Here is a 22537-nt window from a genome sequence, read left to right as displayed (position 1 = left end):
TCAGACGTGCGGGTAGTTCCGGGCGCGCTCATCCATCACCGGCATGGGTTCGACGACCCTCCGCTTCTTGAAGATGCTGATGTACGCGGCCAGTCCGATCGCGCCGACCGCCATCATGATCAGGCCGACGAGATCGAGATTGACTCCGGCCATGTGCCAGTCTGTCGCGAATGTGAGGATGGCCCCCACCGCGATCAGACCGATGCAACCGCCGATGCCCATGATGTCCGCCTCCGAACTGGGTTAGCCCTACAGGCTCGTAGGGCTTCGCCTACCCCCGTGCGGAGGGCCTACGCAGACGAACCGGCGGTGTCCCGGCCGGCTTAGAGGCCGCGCGAATAGGAGGGGCGGTGTCGCGTGCCGATGGCTCTCGCCTGGCGGCGTTGTCGTCGGTCGACGCGGACGTTTCCGGCCTCCAGCAGCGTCGGCGCGATGGACGCCGCCGACGCGGCCGGTGCCAGCCCGATCATCAGGGTCGCGGCCGTCGACGCGCAGGCGAGCGCGGCGAGCTTGAGTCTCATACAGGTCCCCCCACAGGACTGAAGTCAGTGCTGAAGCAGCGAGAACCGGTCCGCGGCGATATCTGTGTGCCTGCTGTTACCGGTGGGTCGCATCATAGGCCCATCTTCACAGCAGGCACACAGTCGAGGGGTGTTGGGGAGGCTCAGTCGCCGACGGGCCCGGTGTACGTGCCCGGGTGCGTGGCGCCGTCCTGCAGCAGAACACTGCCGCCGGGCCAGGTCAGGGTGGCGGAGGTGGTCTCGTTCGGCGGGGTGACGACGACCGAGGTGGCCTTGAACTCGGTGCCGCTGTCCTTGGTCCACGGGAGGAAGGAGATGGTGAACGTCGCGCTGCCGCCGGGCGCCAGGGTGACCTTCTTGGGCGTCACGCTGCTGCGGGCCAGCGACCAGGAGCCACTGGAGGCCTTCAGGTCCACCCCGGGGAAGCCCTGGAGGGAGCAGGTGGCGGAGCCCTTGTTCTTCAGGACGACGGCCAGCTTCTGCTGGTCGTCGGAGCTGCTCACGGTGCCGTCGCCGGAGCCGAAGGAGAACGCCAGCCCGGCGGTGTGGCAGCGGGTGCTGCTCGTGCCGGTCCCGGTGCCCGTGCCGCTGTCCGAGTCCCGGGTGGCGGCCGCGTTGTCCGCCGGCGCGGAGCCAGCGGCGGAGGCCGTGGGCGACGACACGGGCGCGGACGACTGGTCGCCAGCGGTGCTGCCGCTGTCGTTCCCACCACAGGCGGTGAGCGTCAGGGCCAGAGCGGACGTGGCGGTGATGGCGGCGGCGGCGTGAAGCAGTCGCATGATGGGTCCCCCGAGGTGTGATGACGCTGTGTGCGTTGATCACTATTATCCGGGAGGTTCTTAACAGTCGCGTGACGACACGATGCTGACATCGCTGCAGACCCGTCGGCTCAGCCCTCCAGGAAGGCCTTCAGCGCTCTCGCCAGCAGATACGGATCCGCCACCCCGCACAGCTCACGCGCGGAGTGCATGGACAGGATCGGCACGCCGACGTCCACCGTCGTGATGCCGTGCCGGGCGGCCGTGATCGGGCCGATGGTCGTGCCGCACGGCAGGGCGTTGTTGGAGACGAAGACCTGCCACGGCACGCCGGCCCGGTCGCAGGCGGCGGTGAAGATGCCGCGGCCGGTGCCGTCGGTGGCGTAACGCTGGTTGACGTTGACCTTGAGGATGGGGCCGCCGTTGGGGAGCGGCCGGTGCGTGGGGTCGTGCTTCTCGGCGTAGTTGGGGTGGACGGCGTGGCCGGTGTCGGAGGAGACGCAGACGGTGCCGGCCAGCGCGCGGGCCCGGTCCTCGTAGACGCCGCCGCGGGCGAAGACCGAGCGCTCCAGGACGTTGCCCAGCAGCGGGCCGGCGGCGCCGGTGTCGGACTCGCTGCCGTTCTCCTCGTGGTCGAAGGCGGCGAGGACCGGGATGTACGGCAGCTCCGAGCGCCCGGCGGCAGCGGCGGCGAGGGCGGCGGTGCCGGCGTGGACGGACAGCAGGTTGTCCAGCCGGCCGGCGGCGAGGAACTCGTGGTCGCGGCCGAGGTAGGCCGGGGGCTGGACGTCATGTGTCATGAGGTCCCAGCCGACCACGTCGCCGGGCTCCACCCCCGCCTCCTCGGCCACCAGTCGCACCAGCGCACCCTCGTCGTGGCCGCCGAGGCCCCATACCGGCTGCATGTGCCGCTGCTTGTCGAGGGTGAGGCCCTTCTCGTTGACGCCCCGGTCGAGGTGGACGGCGAGCTGCGGGACACGCAGCAGCGGCCGGTCGGCGTTGACCAGCCGGGTGGTGCCGTCCCGCAGCACGATCCGGCCGGACAGCCCCAGATCGCGGTCGAGCCAGGTGTTGAGCAGCGCTCCCCCGTAGATCTCCACCGCGATCTGCCGCCACCCGTACGAGGCGGTGTCGGGCACCGGCTTGACCCGCAGGTTCGTGGAGTCGGTGTGCGCTCCCACGATGCGGAAGGGTGTCTCGGGCCGCGCGCCGGCCGGCACGTACCAGGCGATGATCGCGCCACCGCGCAGCACGTACTTCCCCCCGGTCTCGCCGTCCCAGGCCTCGGTCTCGCTGACCTGCCGGAATCCCGCCTTCTCCAAGCGCTCTGCGGCACTCGCGACCGCGTGGTACTGCGACGGGCTGGCGGTGATGAATGCCGCCAGGTCGTCGGTGTGGGTACGGTCGAAGTGGGGGTGCGCGTTCATGGGGTCAAGGATAAGTAGGCACCGGGCCGGAACCGCACGCCATGGCGTGGACGGAGGCCCTGAACACACGCCGGAGGCCCCCGCCGGAGCGGGGGCCTCCGGTGAACGGCTTACCGGAGGGCGTCCTTAGAACGCCTCCTCCGGGAGCTCCATGACGTCGAGGCTGACGTTCTCGGCGATGGAGCGCTGGACGGAGACCAGCGGCAGGATGTTCGCGGCGAAGAACTTCGCGGCGGCGATCTTGCCGGTGTAGAAGGCGACGTCCTTGGCGGAGGCGCCGGCGGCCAGCTTCTCGGCGGCGATGGCGGCACCCTTGAGGAGCAGGTAGCCGACCACGACGTCGCCCGAGGTGAGCAGCAGGCGGGTGCCGTTGAGGCCGACCTTGTAGATGTTCTTGACGTCCTGCTCGGTGCCTGCGAGGTCGGTCAGCATGGTGCCGACGATCGACTCCAGGTCCACAGCGGCCTTGGCGAGCTGCTCGCGGGCGGTGGCCAGCTCCTCGCCGCCGACGGCCTCGGCGAGGAACTTCTTGATCTCCTCGGAGAGGGTGGTCAGGGCGGCGCCCTGGTTACGGACGATCTTCCGGAAGAAGTAGTCCTGGCCCTGGATGGCGGTGGTGCCCTCGTAGAGGGTGTCGATCTTGGCGTCCCGGATGTACTGCTCGATCGGGTACTCCTGCAGGTAACCGGAGCCGCCGAAGGTCTGCAGGGACTGGGCGAGCTGTTCGTACGACTTCTCGGAGCCGTAGCCCTTGACGATCGGGAGGAGCAGGTCGTTGAGCGCGTGCAGGGTCTCGGAGTCCTCGCCGGCCGACTCCGCGACGGCGATCGCGTCCTGGACCGAGGCCGTGTAGAGAACGAGGGCCCGCATGCCCTCGGCGTGCGCCTTCTGCGTCAGCAGGGAGCGGCGGACGTCGGGGTGGTGCGTGATGGTGACCTTGGGCGCGGTCTTGTCCATGAACTGCGCGAGGTCGGGGCCCTGGACGCGCTCCTTGGCGTACTCCAGCGCGTTGAGGTAGCCCGTCGACAGGGTGGCGATGGCCTTCGTGCCGACCATCATGCGGGCGAACTCGATGATCCGGAACATCTGGCGGATGCCGTCGTGCTTGTCGCCGATCAGCCAGCCCTTGGCGGGGTGCTGGTCGCCGAAGGTCATCTCGCAGGTATTGGAGGCCTTGAGGCCCATCTTGTGCTCGACGTTGGTGGCGTAGACGCCGTTACGGGCGCCCAGCTCGCCGGTCTCGAAGTCGAACTCGTACTTCGGGACCATGAAGAGCGACAGGCCCTTGGTGCCGGGGCCGGCGCCCTCGGGGCGGGCCAGCACGTAGTGGATGATGTTCTCGGACATGTCGTGCTCGCCCGAGGTGATGAAGCGCTTGACGCCCTCGATGTGCCAGGAGCCGTCCTCCTGCTCCACGGCCTTCGTGCGGCCCGCGCCGACGTCCGAGCCGGCGTCCGGCTCGGTGAGGACCATGGTGGAGCCCCACTGCTTCTCGACCGCGATGCTCGCGATGTGCTTCTGGGTCTCGTTGCCCTCGGAGTAGAGGATGCCGGCGAAGGCCGGGCCGGAGGAGTACATCCAGACCGCCGGGTTCGAGCCGAGGATCAGCTCCGCGTACGACCAGATCAGGGTCGCCGGGGCGGTGGTGCCGCCGATCTCCTCTGGCAGGCCCAGACGCCAGTACTCGGAGTCCATGTAGGCCTGGTAGCTCTTCTTGAAGGTGTCCGGGACCGGTGCGGTGTTGGTGTCCGGGTCGAAGACCGGCGGGTTGCGGTCGGCGTCGGCGAAGGACTCGGCCAGCTCGTTCTCGGCGAGGCGGTTCACCTCGGACAGGATGTCCTTGGCGGTCTCCACGTCCATCTCGGCGAAGGGGCCGGTGCCGTAGAGCTTGTCGCGGCCGAGCACCTCGAAGAGGTTGAACTCGATGTCGCGGAGGTTTGACTTGTAGTGGCCCATGGCGACGGCTCCGTCGGGGTCGAGGGGAGGGCGTGAACGTGTGGGTACGCAGTCCTCGCAGCTTTATCACTTACCGGTTGGCAATGATGCTACCCGTCGGTAATAAGGCGCAACCCCAAACCGTCATGATGTGACGGAACTCCCGTGGCAGGGCCACGGGAGTTCGCGTGGGTCAGGCTCCGGCCGGGATCGTCCCCAGGCGGCCGGCCTGGAAGTCGTCGAAGGCCTGGGCCAGCTCGGCGTGGGTGTTCATGACGAACGGGCCGTACTGCATCATCGGCTCGCGAATCGGCTGCCCGCCCAGCAGCACGACCTCGAAGTTCGGGCTGCGGGACTCCTGGGTCTCGTCGGCCCGGACGGTGAGCGAGTCACCCCGGCCGAAGACGACCGACTGGCCCATCCGGAAGGGGCGCCCCTCCGGGCCCGCGAAGCCGCGCCCGGCGAGTCCGTACGCGAGGGCGTTGAAGTCGGAGCGCCAGGGCAGGGTCAGCTCGGCGCCGGGGCTGACGGAGGCGTGGATCATGGTGATCGGGGTGTGGGTGGCACCGGGACCGGCGTGCTCGCCGACCTCACCGGCGATGATGCGGATGAGGGAAGCGCCGTCCGCCGAGGCCAGCAGCTTGATGTTGCCGCCGCGGATGTCCTGGTACTTCGGGGCGATCATCTTGTCCTTGCGCGGCAGGTTCACCCACAGTTGCAGGCCGTGGAAGAGGCCACCGCTGACCACGAGTTCCTCCGGCGGCTGCTCGATGTGCAGCAGGCCGGAGCCGGCCGTCATCCACTGGGTGTCGCCGTTGGTGATGGTGCCGCCACCGCCGTGCGAGTCCTGGTGAACGAAGGTGCCGTCCATGATGTACGTGACGGTCTCGAAGCCCCGGTGCGGGTGCCAGGGCGTGCCCTTGGGCTCTCCGGGCGCGTACTCCACCTCGCCCATCTGGTCCATCATGATGAACGGGTCGAGGTTCTTGTAGTCGATGCCCGCGAACGCCCGGCGGACGGGGAAGCCCTCGCCCTCGAAGCCGGTGGGGGCGGTGGTCACCTGGAGCGCCCGGCGCGGGGCCGCATCCGCGGGGGCCTGGACGCGTGGCAGGGTGAGCGGATTTTCTACGGTCACGGCGGGCATGGGGTGCCTCCTACTCCGGGATGTTCAACCTTCAATTTAGTTGAAGGATGAACTTCCGCCAAGTATTCCTTGCCGTCTGCGAAGCGATGACGGCTAGCCGTACATCCGGCGCATCGTGAAGTCGACCATCTGCTCGACGGCCTTGGCGTCGAAGACCATCCGGTGCTGGCCCTCCATGTCGAGGACGAAGCCGTATCCGGTCGGCAGCAGGTCAAGCACCTCGGCGCCGGTGATCACGAAGTACTTGGAGTCCTTGCCGGCGTAGCGGCGCAGCTCCTTGAGCGAGGTGAACATCGGGATCACCGGCTGCTGCGTGTCATGCAGCGCCAGGAAGCCGGGGTTGTCGCCGCGCGGGCAGTAGACCTTGGACGAGGCGAAGATCGCCTGGAAGTCCTCGGCGGACAGGGAGCCGGTGGTGAAGGCGCGGACGGCGTCGGCCAGGGATGGCGGTGAGGGCTCGGGGTAGCTCGCCCCCTGCATGCCCCCGGCCATCGGTTGTGCGGCGCCCTGCGGGTTCACGTTCTGGTCGTAGCCGTACACGCGGTCAGACTACCGCTCGTACAGCTCGAACCAGATGGCCTTGCCGTCGCCGCGCGGCTCGACGCCCCACGCGTCGGCCAGGGTCTCGGTCAGCACCAGCCCGCGCCCCGAGGAGGCCATCTCGCCGGGGCTGCGGCGGTGCGGCATGTCGTCGTTGCGGATCGCGTTGTCCCACAGCCACACACCCGTCCCGACCGCGGCGAGCACATCCTCGATGCGCATTGCCACAGTTTATGAGTCTATGGGCTGATCATACGAATGGGGTCGGGCCTTCGTACGCCCGTAGACTGAAGGGCCTGATCCCCAGAATCCGACGACTTGGACGAACGATGCATCGGTACCGGTCCCACACCTGCGGTGAGCTGCGCGCCACTGACGTAGACGCCGAAGTGCGCCTCAGCGGTTGGCTGCACAATCGACGCGATCTGGGCGGCATCCTCTTCGTCGATCTCCGGGACCACTACGGCCTCGTGCAGCTCGTCGTACGGCCCGGCTCGCCCGCGTACGACGCGCTGAGCAGCCAGTCGAAGGAATCCGTGATCCGGGTCGACGGCCGGGTCGTCGCCCGCAGCCCGGAGAACGTCAACCCGGAGCTGCCGACCGGCGAGGTCGAGGTCGAGGTCTCCTCCTTCGAGGTGCTCGGCGCCGCCGACCCGCTGCCCTTCCCGGTCTTCCCGGAGGACAACGCCAATGAGGAGACCCGGCTCACCAACCGCTTCCTCGACCTGCGCCGCGCCCGCATGCACCGCAACATCATGCTGCGCACCCAGGTCATCTCCTTCCTCCGCCGCGAGATGACCGCGCTCGGCTTCAACGAGCTGGCGACCCCGATCCTGTCGGCGACCTCCCCGGAGGGCGCCCGCGACTTCCTGGTGCCGTCGCGTGTCCACCCCGGCAAGTTCTATGCGCTGCCGCAGGCGCCGCAGCAGTTCAAGCAGCTGCTGATGATCGCCGGCTTCGACCGCTACTTCCAGATCGCGCCCTGCTTCCGCGACGAGGACTCCCGCGCCGACCGCTCGCCGGGCGAGTTCTACCAGCTCGACGTCGAGATGAGCTTCGTCGAGCAGGAGGACGTCTTCGGCGTCATCGAGAAGGTCATGACGGATGTCTTCGAGGAGTTCGGCGGCGGCCGCCATGTGACCTCGCCCTTCCCGCGCATCCCGTTCCGCGAGTCGATCATCAAGTACGGCAACGACAAGCCCGACCTGCGCGCCAAGCTCGAACTGGTCGACGTCTCTTCGATCTTCGTCGGCTCCGGCTTCAAGGCCTTCGCCGACAAGCACGTCCGGGCGCTGCCGGTGCCGGACACCGCGGGCCAGTCGCGCAAGTTCTTCGACCAGCTCGGCGACTACGCGGTCGAGCAGGGCGCCAAGGGCCTGGCCTGGGTCCGGGTCGGCGACGACCTGACGCTGTCCGGCCCGATCGCGAAGTTCCTCACCGAGGACGACGTCAAGGCGCTGCTGGCGGCCGTGGACGCCAAGCCCGGCCATGCGATCTTCTTCGGCGCGGGTGAGTTCGACGAGGTCTCGAAGATCATGAGCGCGGTGCGCGTCGAGGCCGCCAAGCGCGCCGGGCACTTCAAGGAGGACGTCTTCCGCTTCTGCTGGATCGTCGACTTCCCGATGTTCGAGAAGAACGAGGACACCGGGAAGATCGAGTTCTCCCACAACCCCTTCTCCATGCCGCAGGGCGGCCTGGAGGCGCTGGAGACCAAGGACCCGCTGGACATCCTGGCCTGGCAGTACGACATCGTCTGCAACGGCGTGGAGCTGTCGTCCGGCGCGATCCGTAACCACGAGCCCGACGTCATGTACAAGGCGTTCGAGATCGCCGGCTACGACCGCGACACCGTGGAGCACGAGTTCGGCGGCATGCTGCGGGCGTTCCACTACGGCGCCCCGCCGCACGGCGGCATCGCCCCGGGCGTCGACCGCATCGTCATGCTGCTGGCCGACGAGCCCAACATCCGCGAGACCATCGCCTTCCCGCTCAACCAGAACGCCCAGGACCTGCTGATGGGCGCCCCGAGCGAGGTCGACGAGGCTCGGCTGAAGGAACTGCACATCGCGCTGCGGCTGCCGCCGAAGAAGGCCTGACCGCAACGTCCTTGAGGGCCCCGTGCCGCCACCCCGTCCGGTGGCGGCACGGGGCCCTTTCGCACGGGCGTCCTACGCGTAACATCATGGACATGACAGAAGCTCGCCTTCCGTACCGTCTTCCCGGGCTGGTACCGGGGCCGGTGCGTGCACATGCACGTCAAGGTGCACATCGGTGGCACCCTGTCGGACGACGGCTACGCGGGCGGCAACACGGCCCACACCGGCCAGCTCTTCTTCGCCGAGAAGGCGGTGCTCGCCGCCGCCGAGGTCGAGCCGTACAGCACCAGCACCACGACCCGCACCACCCTCGACGAGGACACCATCTACCCGGGCAACGGCCCGCAGGGCGGCCTGCTGTACCTCCAGTGCCCCAAGGGCCACATCGCCAAGGGCGTACGCGCCCACCTCACGCTCGGCGTCGACCCCGACGCGGACAAAACCGGCGAGGGCTGAGCCCGTCACATCCTCGGGTGCGCGGGCATGTGAGTGACGTCCTCGATCTCGTCCGCCGCCTTGCTGAGCAACTGCCTGGCGAGGTCGTTGAGGGCACGGGCCGCCGCCAGTTCTTCGCCGACCCGCTCCTGGCCGGGGTCGGAGGGGTGCCGGTTGGCGTGCCCGTGCGACCTCAGTTCGGTGCCGTCGGGAAGCCGGACCATGGCGGCGGCCTTGGTCCTCGCGCCGTCCTCCCGGAAGTCCATCTCGATGTGCCATCCCACGAGTGTCTGCATCACGACCACCTCCAGCGGCTGCCCTTCCAGCTTGCGCCCCTGCGGGAGCAATGGCGAAACCCCGTTCGGAGGACCACGATGGAGTGAGTGGCCAGCCACGCACACCGGGAGGCCCACCATGACCACTGCTCTGGAAATCATGCACACGGGCGCCCTGTGCGTCGGGGAGCGCGAGTCCGTGGCCGACGCGGCGCGGATCATGAGGGAACAGCACGTTGGGGCACTGCCGATCTGCGGTGACGACGACGTGCTGATCGGGATCATCACGGACCGGGACATCGTGCTCAAGTGCGTCGCGGAGGGCCGGGACCCGGCGACGATGACGGCGGGCGAAATGGCGCAGGGCCGGCCGCTGATCGTCGAAGGCGAGGACGACATCGACCAGGTCCTGGAGCTGATGGAGGAACACCAGATCCGCCGGCTCCCGGTGATCGACCACCCGGCGCACCGGCTGATCGGGATGATCAGCGAGGCGGACGTGGCCCGCCACCTGCCCCAGGAGCGGATCGCGGAGTTCGTGGCGGCGGTCTGCGCCGAGCAGCCGCTGGAGGCGACGGCCGGGAGCACTACGTCCGGTATGGCCGGTACGGCTCAGGGTTCGTAACCGGCGAGCGCCTGCTCCAGCGTCGGGACCGGCCGGAAGGTGGCGATCAGCCCGGTGGCTCGCATGATCCGCAGGGTCATCGGGTGGTCGCAGACCAGGTGCAGCCTTCTGTCGTGCCGCGTCGCGCGGCGGCGGGCGCGGCAGAGCAGGGACAGGCCGGAGCAGTCGAGGAAGTCGACGGGCCCGAGGTCGACGACCAGGTCGGGCCCGGGCCGGTCGGTGAGCGTGTCGAGTGCGGGCGTGATGACGGCGGCCGCCTCGACGTCGATGTCGCCGCTCAACTCCACCACCACACAGCCGTGCCTCGGATAGGTGCGCATGTACCGGCTCACCGGCGAATGAGATCATCGGATGGAGTTCGGGGGGAGTATGTCAAGCGCCCCTTCACTCGATCGAGTGAAACGGCTCTGAATTACGGGTCTTCTTGGCTCAGAGCGGGAACTTGCTGCGCCCGTGCTGGATGGAAATCCACTTGGTCGTGGTGAAGGCCTCGATCGCCGAGTCGCCGTTCAGCCGGCCGAGACCGGACTGCTTCTCGCCGCCGAAAGCGACCAGCGGTTCGTCGTTGATCGTGCTGTCGTTGACATGGATCATCCCGGTCTCGATGCGCTGGGCGATCCGTATGCCCCGATCCACATCGGCCGTGTGCACGGCCCCGCTCAGCCCGAACGGGGTGTCGTTGGCGATCCGTACGGCCTCGTCCTCGCCGTCGAAGGGCACGATCAGCACGACCGGACCGAACAGCTCCCGGCGCAGGATCGGGGCGTCGGGGGCCAGGCCGGTGAGGACCGAGGGGGAGACCAGCGTGCCCTCGGCGGTGCCGCGCAGCAGGGCGACCGCACCGCCGGCCACGGCCTGGTCGATCTGGGCGGTGATGGTGTCGGCCGAGGCCTGGTCGATGAGCGGGCCGATCTGGGTGGCCGGATCCGCCGGATCGCCGACCCGCAGGGCCGCGACGCGCGCCGTGAAGGCTTCGGTGAACTCCGCCTCCACCGCCCGGTCGACCAGGACGCGGTTGGCGGCCATGGATATCTGCCCCTGGTCGGCGAAGCGGCTGAAGACGGCGACGTCCACCGCGTAGTCCAGGTCGGCGTCGGCCATGACGATCAGCGCGCTGTTGCCGCCGAGTTCGAGGACCGTACGCTTGAAGTGCCGGGCGGCCACCGAGGCCACATGCCGGCCGACCTTGTCGGAGCCGGTGAAGGTGATGACCCGGGGCACCGGGTGCTCGATGAAGGCGTCGCCGATCTCCGCGATGTCGGTGACCAGCACATTCAGCAGGCCGTGCGGCAGCCCGGCCTCCTCGAAGATCCTGGCGATCAGTGTGCCGCCGGTTATCGGGGTGTTCTGGTGAGGCTTGAGCACCACGCCGTTGCCGAGCGCCAGCGCGGGCGCCACCGACTTGAGCGCAAGGAACAGCGGGAAGTTGAACGGGCTGATGACCCCGACCACCCCGACCGGGAGCCGGTAGACGCGGTTCTCCTTGCCCGCCACCGGTGAGGGCAGAATCCGTCCCTCGACCCGCATCGCGATCTGCGCGGCCTCCCGCAGCATGTCCTTGGCGAGTGCGATCTCGAAGGCCGCCTTCAGGCGCGTCCCGCCGAGCTCTGCGACGATCAGCTCGGTGATCTCCCGCTCGCGGTCCTCCACGACGCGCAGCGACCGTTCGAGGACCAGCCCTCGTGCGTACGGTCCTGCTGCCGCCCAGGCGTGCCGTGCCCGTTCGGCCGCGCGGTAGGCCTGGTCGACCTCGTCGACGGTCGCCGCGGTGATGGAGGCGAGCTTGTCCCCGTTGTAGGGGTTGAAGTCGACGACGTCCCAGGATCCGCTGCCGGGCAGCCACTGACCGTCGATGTACTGATGGGCGAAACTCGAGAGGTCCGAGAAGTCCGAGAAGTCAGCCATCGCATCCCTTTCGCGAACCCCCGAGCACTGCACGCGAGTTGATTCACTGTCATGCTACGCGTAAAGCGTCTGCTCAGAGGTCGCGGAGGATATTCCTCAGCCGATCCACAGTTTTCTGCGCGGAGAGGCTATTCGCGCACAGGCTGTCCATAGCTTTTCCGTACTGGTCCACTTCGTCCCGCTTGTCGATATACATCGCGCCTGTGAGCTGCTCGACGTACACCAGGTCAGCGAGGTCGGACTCCGGGAAGCGGAGCATCGTGAACGGCCGCCCGCCCGCCGCCGGATATCCCTCGAACTCCAGTGGTAGCACCTGGATCGACACATTCGGGCGCTCGCCGATTTCCAGCAGATACTCGATCTGGGCCCGCATCACCTCGGGCCCGGCGACCCGGCGCCGGATGGCCAGCTCGTCCATCACCGCGACGATTTGTGGCGCCCGCTCCGAGACCAGTAGCTTCTGCCGCTCCAGGCGCAGATCGACCCTGCGGCTGATCTCCTCACTGGTAGCGCCCGGATGGCCCAGCGAGTAGACCTGGCGGGTGTAGTCCTCGGTCTGCAGCAGCCCGTGCACGAAATGCACCTCGAAGGTGCGGATCTGGGAGGCGGACTCCTCCAGGCCGACGTACGTCTGGAACCAGGAGGGCAGCACATCGCCGTAGCCGTGCCACCAGCCGGCGATGTTGGCCTCGCGCACCAGGGAGAGCAGCGCGTCGCGCTCGCTCTCGTCATTGATGCCGTACAGGGTCAGCAGGTCCGCGACATCGCGCTCCTTGAAGCTGACCCGGCCAAGCTCCATCCGGCTGATCTTGGACTCCGAAGCCCGGATCGAATAGCCCGCATCCTCCCGGGTGATGCCCTTTGTCTCCCGCAGCCTGCGCAGCTGGGAGCCCAGGAGGATGCGGCGGACCATCGACCCGCTGCCCGACTGAACCGTCGTCATGTGTGCCCACCTTCTCCCCGTGGCTCAAGCAGTCTGCCACTAAGTGGCTGCGTTGAGTACTTGAACAGTCACCCTCGATCGCCACAGGTGCATCACATGCATCCAGTCTTGCAAATGCACGTGCATCCGCCCTTGCATCGTCGGCGCCACATCGGAGACGATGAAGAACGTGCCGATACCGGGTGGTGCGCATGTGGACTGAGGGCGTGACAGTGTCCAAGCCGTTATGGAATGGACTGGTCTCTGAGCGGCTGTCATCGTCGAGCGCAACGTCCTGCGCGCTCCCGCCGAGGTACGACGCTGTGCGCGACGCGCGCCGCTTCACCCGTACGACCCTCCGCCACTGGCAGCTCGAAGCCATGCTGGACGGCGTCGAGTTGGTCGCTTCAGAACTTGTCACCAACGCGCTGCGCTACGCCGTACCCGAGGAGGCCCCTGAGGGGGCGGTGCGGCTCAGTCTGGTCAGATGGTCGACTCGCGTCGTCTGCGCCGTCCGTGACCCCAGCAACTACGGGCCGGTCACCAAGGTCGCCGACTTCGTCGCCGAGTCCGGGCGCGGACTGCACCTCGTCCAGTCCTTCAGCGAGACCTGGGGCTGGCACCCCATCGGGGGTGCCGGAAAGGTCGTATGGGCCCTTTTCCGGCTGCCGGAATCGGAAGAACCATCACATTAGGTGATCGAACTCGCCGTCCTTGACGCCGAGAATCAGCGACTCGATCTCAGCTCGGGTATATATCAGCGCGGGCCCGTCGGGGAAGCGTGAATTCCGCACCGCGACATCGCCATCGGGCAATGCCGCCATTTCCACGCAAGTGCCGTTTGCGTCGCTGTGCCGACTCTTCTGCCACACAACGCCCTGGAGCTCGGTCGCTGCCATGCCGTTAAACCTGTGGCGCATGTGACTCTCCAGGGAAACAGTGGGCGGGTGAACTGCGTTGTCAGATGGGGGAGATGATAACCACGAAAAAAATCCTGTGCATCTGCACGTGCATGCGCACGTGCGGTCACTGAGAGTGAACCCCCGCCGGAGGGGCCTCGGGCACCTCCGGCACACCAGAACGCGGGCACCCGAAAAGACGCCCGCAATGGCCCCAGCGGTTCACGCCGCGCGGATTCTTCCGCCCGGGCCCGGCTGCCCCAGAAAGAATCAAGCAAACGGCGTCCACGACAGTCGGCGCTGATGCACCGCACGGCCCGGAACCACCCGGGCGCGGACCGTTGGCCATTGCGGGTCGGATACGATATTGACGGTCCGTAGAGGAAATCCTCACCCACAGTAACTACTTGGGAGCAGCCGGCAATGGCTCGACACCTCATCACCAGCGCCCTTCCGTACATCAACGGGATCAAGCACCTGGGCAACATGGTGGGGTCCATGCTCCCGGCCGACGTCTACTCCCGCTATCTGCGCCAGCGCGGCCACGACGTCCTCTACATCTGTGCCACCGACGAGCACGGCACCCCCGCCGAACTGGCCGCCAAGGAGGCCGGTCTGCCGGTCGCCGAGTTCTGCGCCCAGCAGCACGAGGCGCAGAAGGCCATCTACGACGGCTTCGCGCTCGCCTTCGACTACTTCGGCCGCAGCTCGTCGCCGCAGAACATCGAGATCACCCAGACCATCGCGCGCGAGCTGAAGACCAACGGCTTCATCGAGGAGCGCTCCATCCGTCAGGTCTACTCCCTGGACGACGAGCGCTTCCTCCCCGACCGCTACATCGTCGGCACCTGCCCGCACTGCGGCTACGACAAGGCCCGCGGCGACCAGTGCGAGAACTGCACCCGCGTGCTGGACCCGACCGACCTCATCAACCCCCGCTCCGCCATCAGCGGCAGCGACCGGCTCGAGGTGCGCGAGACCAAGCACCTGTTCCTGCTGCAGTCCAAGCTGGCCGACGAGGTCGAGGCCTGGGTCGACGAGCACGGCAAGGACTGGCCGGTCCTCGCCTCCTCCATCGCCCGCAAGTGGCTGAGCGAAGGCCTCCACGACCGCGCCATCACACGCGACCTCGACTGGGGCGTCCCTGTTCCCGCCGACACCTGGCCCGAGCTGGCGGCCGAGGGCAAGGTCTTCTACGTATGGTTCGACGCCCCGATCGAGTACATCGGCGCGACGAAGGAATGGTCGGACGCGGCGCCCGAGGGCGAGGTCCGGGACTGGAAGTCCTGGTGGTACGACGTGGACACCGACGTCCGCTACACCGAGTTCATGGCGAAGGACAACGTCCCCTTCCACACGGTCATGTTCCCGGCGACCCTGCTGGGCACCCGGGACAAGTGGAAGAAGGTCGACTACGTCAAGGCCTTCAACTGGCTGAACTACTACGGCGGCAAGTTCTCCACCTCCCAGCGTCGCGGCATCTTCACCGACGCCGCCCTGGAGCTGCTGCCGGCCGACTACTGGCGCTACTTCCTGATGGCGAACGCGCCCGAGTCCGACGACACCTCCTTCACCTGGGAGCACTTCGCCGCCACCGTCAACAAGGACCTGGCCGACACCCTCGGCAACTTCGTCAACCGGGTCCTGTCCTTCTCCCGCAAGCGCTTCGGCGACGAGGTCCCGGCCGGCCGCGAGGCGGGCGAGGCGGAGCGGAAGCTCGGCGAGCAGATCGCGCAGCTCCTCGCGGAGTACGAGGGCCACATGGAGACCCTGCAGTTCCGCAAGGCCACGCAGACGCTGCGTGCCCTGTGGAGCGCGGGCAACTCCTACCTGGAGGAGAAGGCCCCCTGGCTGGAGATCAAGACCGATCAGGACGGCGCCGCGCTCACCCTCCGCACGGCGATGAACCTCATCCACCTCTACGCGGTCGTCTCCGAGCCCTTCATCCCCTCCAGCAGCCGCGCCATGCGTTCGGCCTTCGCCCTCCCCGACGACACCGCCGCATGGGTCAGCCCCGATGAGGCCCGCGCCCTGTCCGCCGTCCCGGCGGGCACCGGCTTCACCGTCCCTCCGGTGCTCTTCGCGAAGATCACCGATGAGGACCTGGCGTCGTACGAGGAGCGCTTCGGCGGCGACCCGGACGCGTAAGCCCCGGCCACGGCGAGAGTTTCTGTTATCCGCCGGGGTCGCCGGACGTCTCCTGTGCATGGCGGCACGAAGAAGATCGCTCGCGGCGGCCCTGGCAGTCCTGGCCGTGCCCCTGCCGGCGCCCGCCACGGTGGCGCGGGCGGCCGGCAGCGGGGACATCACGGCGGACATCCTGGTCGACCGGAATGTGACGCTGTCCGGGGACACCGTGGTGAAGGTGCCGGCCGGCACTACCACGTACACCGGTGTGATCAGCGGCACGAGCAGCCTCACCGTGCGCGGCACCGGCACGCTGATCCTGACGAGGGACAGCGACTGGTGGCCCCAACTCCGGTTGCGTCAGGGCCGTGAGAAGAAGTCTCATTTCCATTTCAGGGGCCAACTCAAAATCGGTGCGTAATGTTTTCCGTGTCGAAGCCGATCCCTTGAAAGGGGAAAATCATGAGCCTGCGTATCCTCACCCCGGTCGCCAAGAAGAAGACCGCCAAGAAGGTCGAGCCCGCGAAGCCGGTCGCCAAGAAGAAGCAGAAGAAGGTCGTACACCGCCCCATCGGTGGCTGACGCCGACGCGTAGCGGTACCCGCACCTGAAGGGCGGGCCGGCGGCTTCGAGCCGCCGGCCCGCTTGTCGGCGTTCAGAGCCAGCCGCGGCGCTTGAAGATGACGTAGAGGCCGCCGCAGACAACCGCCATGAGGAAGATGGCGAAGGGGTAGCCGAATTCCCAGGTGAGCTCCGGCATGTGCGTGAAGTTCATCCCGTAGATCGTGCCGACGAGGGTGGGCGCGAAGAGGATAGCGGCCCAGGAGGAGATCCGCTTGATCTCCTCGTTCTGCTCGAAGCTGGCCTCGGTCAGTGCCTTCATCTCCGCGTTCTGCTGCTGCGCCACGAGCGTGGCGTTGACGGTGAGCATGTCGGACAGCGACTGCCGGAAGACGTCCACGCGCTCGATCGTGTGCAGGACGTGGTCCTGCACGTCCCGCAGATTGCGCTGCAGCTCCTCGTCCGTGCGGTATTTGGCGAAGCCGGCCGTCAGCGCCTCGAGCATCGGGGCCAGCGGGCGGGTGGCACGCTGGAACTCCAGAACCTCCTGCGACAGCTCGTAGATACGCCGGGACACCTGCGGGTCGCCGCCGAAGACCTGGATCTCGCTCTCGTCAATGTCGTTCTCGACGCCCGCGACGACCGGCGCGTAGCCGTCGACCACCGTGTCGAGGATCGCGTACAGCACCGCCTCAGGGCCGAGTTTCAGCAGTTCGGGGCTTGATTCCATGCGGCGCCGGACCGTGGACAGATCCGGTGCCGAGCCGTGCCGCACGGTCAGTACGAAGCCGGGGCCGACGAAGATGTGCAGCTCGGCGAAGTCGACCTCCTCGGGGGCGTCCAGATAGCGGGCGGCCCGCAGCACCACGAAGAGGGTCTCGCCGTAGCGCTCCAGCTTGGGCCGCTGATGCGCCTGGATCGCGTCCTCCAGCGCCAGCGGGTGCAGGTCGAACTCCTTCGCCAGCGACACCAGCTCCGGTTCGCTCGGCCGGTACAGCCCGATCCACGCCATCGCGCCTGGCTCCTGGCGCAGCTGCGCGTAGGCCTCCGCGAGCGTCGACGGCGTGCTCACCCGCCGCCCGTCGCGGTACAGGGCCGCGTCGATGACGCTGCTCTGCGGCGCGTCCTCGTCCTCCACGGGCCCCGGCACAGCAACGGGCGCCGCGGGCGCGGGCTCGGCCACGACGCGGCGCTTCGCGGAGCTTTTCAGGGCGCGAAGGGCACGAATACGACGATCTGACGACACCAGCGCAGCGTAACGCGCCGATGTGCGGGGTGGGCCGAACGGTGGGCTAATGGGATCAGGGGGACGGTTGTGGCGGGGGGCATCCGAGGGGGCCATCGGAAAGGAATCGCCATGACAACGACCACTCCGCACAGGGCCGACAGGGTCGGAGGCAGCCCGTGGGCTGCCGGCGGCACGGTGTTCGCCGGGGTGCTGCTGCTGGTGGACGGTGTGCTGGCCATCCTGCAGGGCATCTCCGGGATCGCGAGGAACGATGTCTACGCCCTGGTCGGCAACTACGCCTTCAAGTTCGACCTGGCGTCCTGGGGCTGGGTCCACCTGGGCCTCGGCATCGTGCTCGTCCTGACCGGCATGGGGGTGCTGGGCGGCTCCCCCATGGCCCGGTACGTCGGTGTCGCCCTGGCAGGCCTCAGTGTGCTGGCGAACTTCCTCTTCCTGCCGTACTCGCCGGTCTGGTCCGTCGTGCTGATCGCGATGGGTGTGTTCATCATCTGGTCGCTGTGCACCTACCGTCCGGGGCGCACCGCATAGGGACGGGATATATGTTCTAGCGGGGGACTACGGGACAAGGGTGTCGAGCGGGGCAGGGGCGGGGGCGGGGGCGCATGAGTAAGCAGCGGCACGCGAGGAAGCGGCCGGCGGCGCTGGTAGGGGGGCTGGCGGCGGTTACCGCGTTCGTGGCGCGGTTGTCGCCGTTGGGGGCGCGCCTGTCGCCGTTCGTGGCGCGCCTGTCGCCGTTGGGGGCGCGCCTGTCGCCGTTCGTGGCGCGCCCGTCGCCGTTGGGGGCGCGCCTGTCGCCCTTCGCGCGGCGTCTGCGCTGGGAGTACCCGCGCCCGGCGCGGATGGGCTGGCGGCGCTGGATGCCGTCGTGGCGGCAGTGGCTGTCGCTGGTGCTGTTCGGCTTCGCGACGCTGACGACGGTCGTGGGCATCGCGTACGCCAACACCCAGATACCCAAGGACCTGAACTCCTTCGCGACCCAGCAGGACAACGTCTACTACTGGGCCGACGGCACCGAGATGGCCAGGACCGGCCAGGTCAACCGACAGGAGATGCCGCTGTCCAAGGTGCCGAAGGGGGTCCGCTCGGCGGTGCTGGCAGCGGAGAACGAGAGCTTCTACTCCGACTCCGGGGTGTCCCTGAGAGGCATCAGCAGGGCCGTCCTGAGGATGGGCTCGGGCGGCGACACGCAGGGCGGCTCCACGATCACCCAGCAGTACGTGAAGAACGCGTACCTCAACCAGCAGCAGACCGTCTCCCGCAAGGCCACCGAGATCTTCATCGCGATCAAGCTCGACAAGAAGATGTCGAAGGACCAGATCCTGCAGGGGTATCTCAACACCTCGTGGTTCGGGCGCGGCACGTACGGCATCCAGCGCGCCGCGCAGGCGTACTACGGCAAGGACGCCTCGGAACTCAACGTCAGCGAGGGCGCCTTCCTCGCCTCGCTGCTCAAGGGCGCCGGGCTGTACGACCCGGCGATCAGCAAGGCCAACCGCGCGCGGGCCGTGGAGCGCTGGGACTGGATCCTGGACCGGATGGTCAAGACCGGCCAGCTGTCGCAGGCCGAACGGGACAGCTACAAGACCTTCCCCGAGCCGAAGGACCCGCCGAAGCTGGAGGGGCTCAACGGCCAGACCGGCTATCTGGTCGAGACAGCGGAGGCTTACGTCACCGCCCATACCGGCATCAGCGACGCCGAGTTCGCGCTCGGCGGCTACCAGGTGCACACCACCTTCGAGAAGCCGAAGGTCGACGCGCTCGCCGCGTCCGCGAACGCGGCGCTGGCCGAGTTCGACAGCAAGAAGAGTGCCGCTGACAGCCATGTACGCGCCGGCGCGGCGTCGGTGGCCACCGACGGGCGGATCGTCGCGCTCTTCGGCGGCCGGGACTACCTCAAGCAGGGCTTCAACGACGCCAACTCCTCGATCGTGCCTGCCGGTACGGTTTTCACCCCCTTCGTGTACGCCGCCGCCCTGGAGAAGGGCGTGCAGAAGGTGCGCGACGGCAGCCGTACGCCGGTGACCTCGGCCACCACGTACGACGGCAATGACAAGGTGAAGGTGATGACGCCCGAGGGCCCGTACTGGGACCGCGGCGGGCAGATCGTGACCGGGCGCAACGACGGGCACACCTCCTGGGGGCCCGTCACGCTGAACACCGCGATGGTGCAGTCCGTCAACACCCCCTTCATCCAGCTCGGCATGGACGTCGGCCTGGCCGGGGTGGCCGCCACCGCCACCGCCACCGGGATCCTGCACAGCAGCCTGGGCGCGCGGGTGCCGGCCTTCTCGCTGGGCAACTCGACCCCGAGCGCGATCCGGATGGCGGACGCGTACGCGACCTTCGCGGTCGGCGGGATGCATCAGGAGCCGTACTCGGTGCAGCGCGTGACGCGGCACGGCGGGACCGTCTTCGCCCAGCACGCCAAGGCGGTAAGGGCGGTGAGCGCGAAGACCGCTGAGGCGGTGTCGGCGGGGCTGCGGGGCTCGGCGAGCTACGGCGCCGGGAAGGCCGCGGTCGCGGCCGGACGGGGTTTCGCGGCGAAGCCGGGGGACGACGGAGGACCGGTCGGCGGGGTGGTTCGTGGGCTACGGCACGAAGGTGTCGACGGCGGTGGCGGTCTTCCGGGTCGACCCGAAGAAGCAGGAACTGCTGCCGCTGCGCACGACGGTGATGAACGACTCCCCGGCGTCGATCTGGACCTCGTACCTGAAGGCTATTTCTTGAGGTAGGTCTTCCAGTCCGGCGACTGCGCCGGGTCCAGCAGCCGCAACTTCTGCAGCACCGCCGGGTCCTGGGCGTTCATCCAGTCGGCCAGCTCCTTGAAGGACACGCACTGCACGCCCTTGCGCTTGCAGACGCTCTTCATCACGTCCTCGACGGCCTTCATGTAGATGCCGCCGTTCCACTCCTCGAAGTGGTTTCCGATGAAGAGCGGGGCGCGGCTGCCGTTGTAGACCCGTTCGAAGCCGTTGAGATAGGCGTCGCGGGACTCCTTCCCCCACTTCGTGTACTGGGAGGAGTCACCGTCGGTGCTGCCGCCGGACTGGTTGGCGAGGAGGTTGTAGTCCATGGACAGGACCTGGAAATCGTTGTTCGGGTAGGGGAGGAGCTGGAGCGGGAAGTCCCAGATGCCGTTCTTCTTGGCGGGCCATATCTGGAAGTCGCCGGGCGAGCTGGCGTCGTAGCGCCAGCCGAAGGTCTTCGCCGCCTTAAGCAGGTTGGTCTGGCCCTCCAGGCAGGGGGCGCGGCCGCCGACGAGCTCCTTCTGGTAGTCGAAGGGCAGCGGATCGATGCCGGTCCAGCCGGTGTTGGTCTTCCAGTTCTCGACGAAGGAGTACGCCTGCTTGATCTCGCTCTTCCACTGGGCGACGGTCCAGTCGCCGCCGCCTCCCTGGCCCGGGTCGCCGCAGAAGTGGCCGTTGAAGTGGGTGCCTATCTCGTTGCCGTCCTCCCAGGCCGCGGTGAGCTGGGTCAGGGTGTCCTTGATGTGCTGGTCGGTGGCGAAGGAGATGGCGGCGGTGCCGACGGGGTGCAGGGGCGGGTGGTAGAGCTTCCGCTTGGACTTGGGCACCAGGTACATGCCGGTGAGGAAGAACGTCATATGGGCGTTGTTCTGCTTCGCCAACTCGCGGAAGTGGGAGAACAGATGGTCGTCGCCCTCCAGCGCGCCGTCCCAGGAGAAGACCACGAACTGCGGCGGCTTCTCCCCCGGTTTCAGCTTGGTGGGCTTGAGCCGGCCGGGCTGGGCCCCGGTGTCGGACGTCGAGCCGTCGCCGATGATCCGGGTCCCGCCGGCGGTGGTCTTCTTCCCGCTGCCGGAATTCTTCTTAGCCTGCGCGGAGGCCCCGCCCGACGCGTTGGCGGCCGCCGATGCGGTGCCCCCGCTGTCCCCGCCCGACGCGTTGGCGGCCGCCGACGCGGTGCCCCCGCTGTCTCCGTCCGATCCCATGGTGGACACGAGCAGCGCCAAGGCCACAGTCGCCCCCGCCGTCGCCACTGCCGCTGTTCGCGGAACGGCCAGCGTCCTCACCTCGGTCACCCCTCTTGGGACACGCACACATGTGCGGGGCCAAGTATCACAGTCACGTTTCAGTACGAATACCGAGCGCGATTGGTTCCGTGGTGCTTGCGAGGAGGGATTGTGTGCGTCGGCTAGCCGTGCTCGCGCAACGGGCCCACGCGCAGGCCGCGTTCGTCGCAGGTGTCGAGGAGACGGGGAAGAGCACCCAGGGTGTTCTGCCACGAGCCGGGGGCGGAGGTGCAGTCGGAGTCGTGGAGGAGAACCGTACCGCCACCGCGCAGGTCGGCGGTGACGGTACGAAGGACGGAGTGCGGGGTGGCGCGGGCCCGCCAGTCCTCGCCCCAGCAGGTCCACAGGACCGGGGTCAGGTTCAGGCGCCGGGCGGACAGGTGCGCCGAGGTGGTCATCACACCGTACGGGGGCCGGAAGAGCGTCGGCGCCGTGCCGGTGATGTCGCCGACGGTGTCGCGGGCGCGGGCCAGGTCGTCGTACGTGGCCCGGGGGCCGCGCAGCAGCAGTGGGCGGTGCTGCCAGCCGTGGATGGCGATCTCGTGTCCGGCGGCCACCATCTCCCGTACGAGGTCCGGCGTACGCCGGGCGGCGCTGCCGAGGAGGAAGAAGGTGGCGTGGATCCGGCGCGCCTCCAACTGCCGCAGGAAGAACGGAGTGGAGAGCGGATCGGGGCCATCGTCGAAGGTCAGTGCCACGTGGTCGGTCCGGCCCTGCCCGGAGAGGCGGGGCATGAGGCGGTTGCGCAGCGGCCCGAAGGTCGACAGGACCGGGGCCGCGTGAGCGGCGGCCAGGACGGGCAGCGCCACGTACGCGGCTGTGCGGGCGGCGCGGAAGGCGCGGGAAGCGGTCATCAGCGGGATCCTTCCGGTGACGGCGACGCCGGCGGGGGCGACACGCCGTCATCGCCGTCCAGTGTGTGATGGATGGTGCGCATCACAACGGGTGCCTGATGGGTGGCGGCGATCCCGGTGCCGACCGCGCCGACCCAGACGGCGCTCGCCATCGTGGCGGTGACGGCGAGCCGGCGCGCGGCCGTGCGGCGGCGCGGGAGCCGCGGCAGCCGTGCGGGCGGCGGCGTGGGG

At 68.3% G+C, this 22537-nt stretch carries 22 protein-coding genes and 3 pseudogenes; 8 read left to right on the top strand and 17 right to left on the bottom strand.

Annotation, left to right across the window (positions count from 1 at the left end; translation table 11 throughout):
* The 8 genes and pseudogenes from EFK10_RS02905 to EFK10_RS02870 all read right to left on the bottom strand — a co-directional run.
* The gene (locus EFK10_RS02905; protein WP_127354204.1) at positions 1-222 is read right to left on the bottom strand and encodes a hypothetical protein; all 222 of its coding nucleotides are present in this window, start codon (positions 220-222) and stop codon (positions 1-3) included.
* Between the two features lie 101 nt (positions 223-323).
* Positions 324-521 (bottom strand): hypothetical protein, encoded by a 198-nt coding sequence (locus EFK10_RS02900; RefSeq protein WP_127354203.1) that lies wholly within the window; start codon positions 519-521, stop codon positions 324-326.
* Positions 522-664: 143 nt separating this feature from the next.
* Entirely contained in the window at positions 665-1300 is a 636-nt protein-coding gene (locus tag EFK10_RS02895; protein ID WP_127354202.1) for a DUF4232 domain-containing protein, read from the bottom strand.
* 110 nt (positions 1301-1410) lie between these two features.
* On the bottom strand, positions 1411-2706 hold the full coding sequence (locus EFK10_RS02890; RefSeq protein ID WP_127354201.1) for a M18 family aminopeptidase: 1296 nt from the start codon (positions 2704-2706) through the stop codon (positions 1411-1413).
* Between the two features lie 126 nt (positions 2707-2832).
* Positions 2833-4662 (bottom strand): acyl-CoA dehydrogenase, encoded by a 1830-nt coding sequence (locus tag EFK10_RS02885; protein WP_127354200.1) that lies wholly within the window; start codon positions 4660-4662, stop codon positions 2833-2835.
* Positions 4663-4834: 172 nt separating this feature from the next.
* Positions 4835-5785 (bottom strand): pirin family protein, encoded by a 951-nt coding sequence (locus tag EFK10_RS02880; protein WP_127354199.1) that lies wholly within the window; start codon positions 5783-5785, stop codon positions 4835-4837.
* Between the two features lie 93 nt (positions 5786-5878).
* Positions 5879-6325, bottom strand: a complete 447-nt coding sequence (locus EFK10_RS02875) for an SseB family protein (protein WP_127354198.1) — start codon at positions 6323-6325, stop codon at positions 5879-5881.
* 9 nt (positions 6326-6334) lie between these two features.
* Positions 6335-6481 (bottom strand): annotated as a pseudogene (locus EFK10_RS02870) (ATP-binding protein); the annotation flags it as partial.
* Positions 6482-6654: 173 nt separating this feature from the next.
* On the opposite strand from EFK10_RS02870, the gene aspS reads away from it, so the two are divergent.
* Together aspS and EFK10_RS02860 are read left to right on the top strand one after the other, a co-directional pair.
* Complete coding sequence (gene aspS / locus EFK10_RS02865) at positions 6655-8421, top strand: aspartate--tRNA ligase (protein ID WP_127354196.1); 1767 nt, start codon at positions 6655-6657, stop codon at positions 8419-8421.
* A 102-nt stretch (positions 8422-8523) separates the two neighbouring features.
* Positions 8524-8877, top strand: a pseudogene (locus EFK10_RS02860) (dioxygenase); the annotation flags it as partial.
* Between the two features lie 5 nt (positions 8878-8882).
* Here the strand turns inward: EFK10_RS02860 and EFK10_RS02855 are convergent.
* Complete coding sequence (locus EFK10_RS02855) at positions 8883-9152, bottom strand: DUF1876 domain-containing protein (protein ID WP_127354195.1); 270 nt, start codon at positions 9150-9152, stop codon at positions 8883-8885.
* 118 nt (positions 9153-9270) lie between these two features.
* Between EFK10_RS02855 and EFK10_RS02850 the strand changes: the two genes are divergently transcribed.
* Positions 9271-9756, top strand: a complete 486-nt coding sequence (locus EFK10_RS02850) for a CBS domain-containing protein (RefSeq protein ID WP_127354194.1) — start codon at positions 9271-9273, stop codon at positions 9754-9756.
* Here the strand turns inward: EFK10_RS02850 and EFK10_RS02845 are convergent.
* From EFK10_RS02845 to EFK10_RS02835, 3 genes are all read right to left on the bottom strand, one after another.
* Positions 9744-10088 (bottom strand): anti-sigma factor antagonist, encoded by a 345-nt coding sequence (locus EFK10_RS02845; RefSeq protein WP_127354193.1) that lies wholly within the window; start codon positions 10086-10088, stop codon positions 9744-9746. The two genes, EFK10_RS02850 and EFK10_RS02845, sit on opposite strands and share 13 nt — an antisense overlap.
* A 97-nt stretch (positions 10089-10185) precedes the next feature.
* On the bottom strand, positions 10186-11661 hold the full coding sequence (locus tag EFK10_RS02840) for an aldehyde dehydrogenase family protein (protein ID WP_127354192.1): 1476 nt from the start codon (positions 11659-11661) through the stop codon (positions 10186-10188).
* A gap of 73 nt (positions 11662-11734) precedes the next feature.
* Entirely contained in the window at positions 11735-12604 is an 870-nt protein-coding gene (locus tag EFK10_RS02835) for a helix-turn-helix domain-containing protein (protein ID WP_127354191.1), read from the bottom strand.
* A 191-nt stretch (positions 12605-12795) separates the two neighbouring features.
* On the opposite strand from EFK10_RS02835, the gene EFK10_RS02830 reads away from it, so the two are divergent.
* Complete coding sequence (locus tag EFK10_RS02830; protein WP_127354190.1) at positions 12796-13278, top strand: ATP-binding protein; 483 nt, start codon at positions 12796-12798, stop codon at positions 13276-13278.
* On the opposite strand, the gene EFK10_RS02825 is transcribed toward EFK10_RS02830, so the two are convergent.
* Entirely contained in the window at positions 13270-13503 is a 234-nt protein-coding gene (locus EFK10_RS02825) for a DUF397 domain-containing protein (protein WP_127354189.1), read from the bottom strand. The two genes, EFK10_RS02830 and EFK10_RS02825, sit on opposite strands and share 9 nt — an antisense overlap.
* 402 nt (positions 13504-13905) lie before the next feature.
* On the opposite strand from EFK10_RS02825, the gene metG reads away from it, so the two are divergent.
* A complete protein-coding gene (metG, locus tag EFK10_RS02820; RefSeq protein ID WP_127354188.1) occupies positions 13906-15630 on the top strand; it encodes a methionine--tRNA ligase in 1725 nt (574 codons plus the stop codon).
* A 58-nt stretch (positions 15631-15688) separates the two neighbouring features.
* Complete coding sequence (locus EFK10_RS02815) at positions 15689-16030, top strand: hypothetical protein (RefSeq protein WP_127354187.1); 342 nt, start codon at positions 15689-15691, stop codon at positions 16028-16030.
* A gap of 234 nt (positions 16031-16264) precedes the next feature.
* Here the strand turns inward: EFK10_RS02815 and EFK10_RS02810 are convergent, their stop codons facing one another.
* Positions 16265-17380, bottom strand: coding sequence for a magnesium and cobalt transport protein CorA (locus tag EFK10_RS02810; RefSeq protein ID WP_407646994.1), 1116 nt, complete (start codon positions 17378-17380; stop codon positions 16265-16267).
* 147 nt (positions 17381-17527) lie between these two features.
* On the opposite strand from EFK10_RS02810, the gene EFK10_RS02805 reads away from it, so the two are divergent.
* Positions 17528-17947 carry a DUF7144 family membrane protein gene (locus tag EFK10_RS02805; protein WP_127354185.1) on the top strand — a complete coding sequence of 140 codons (420 nt, stop codon included), beginning with the start codon at positions 17528-17530 and terminating at the stop codon, positions 17945-17947.
* Between the two features lie 74 nt (positions 17948-18021).
* Positions 18022-20151 carry a transglycosylase domain-containing protein gene (locus EFK10_RS02800; RefSeq protein ID WP_322973268.1) on the top strand — a complete coding sequence of 710 codons (2130 nt, stop codon included), beginning with the start codon at positions 18022-18024 and terminating at the stop codon, positions 20149-20151.
* Here the strand turns inward: EFK10_RS02800 and EFK10_RS02795 are convergent.
* The 3 genes and pseudogenes from EFK10_RS02795 to EFK10_RS46920 form a co-directional block, all read right to left on the bottom strand.
* A complete protein-coding gene (locus EFK10_RS02795; RefSeq protein ID WP_127354184.1) occupies positions 20136-21371 on the bottom strand; it encodes a polysaccharide deacetylase family protein in 1236 nt (411 codons plus the stop codon). The genes EFK10_RS02800 and EFK10_RS02795 overlap by 16 nt on opposite strands.
* Positions 21372-21574: 203 nt before the next feature.
* Positions 21575-22306, bottom strand: coding sequence for a polysaccharide deacetylase family protein (locus EFK10_RS02790; protein WP_127354183.1), 732 nt, complete (start codon positions 22304-22306; stop codon positions 21575-21577).
* Positions 22306-22537: pseudogene (locus tag EFK10_RS46920) on the bottom strand (hypothetical protein); the annotation flags it as partial. The gene EFK10_RS02790 and the pseudogene EFK10_RS46920, both read right to left, overlap by 1 nt.

Origin of the sequence: Streptomyces soli, assembly GCF_003999195.1 — a bacterium.
Classification (GTDB): domain Bacteria; phylum Actinomycetota; class Actinomycetes; order Streptomycetales; family Streptomycetaceae; genus Actinacidiphila; species Actinacidiphila soli.
Note: the sequence above shows the minus strand (reverse complement) of the source record. Positions and strands in the feature narration are given on the sequence as shown.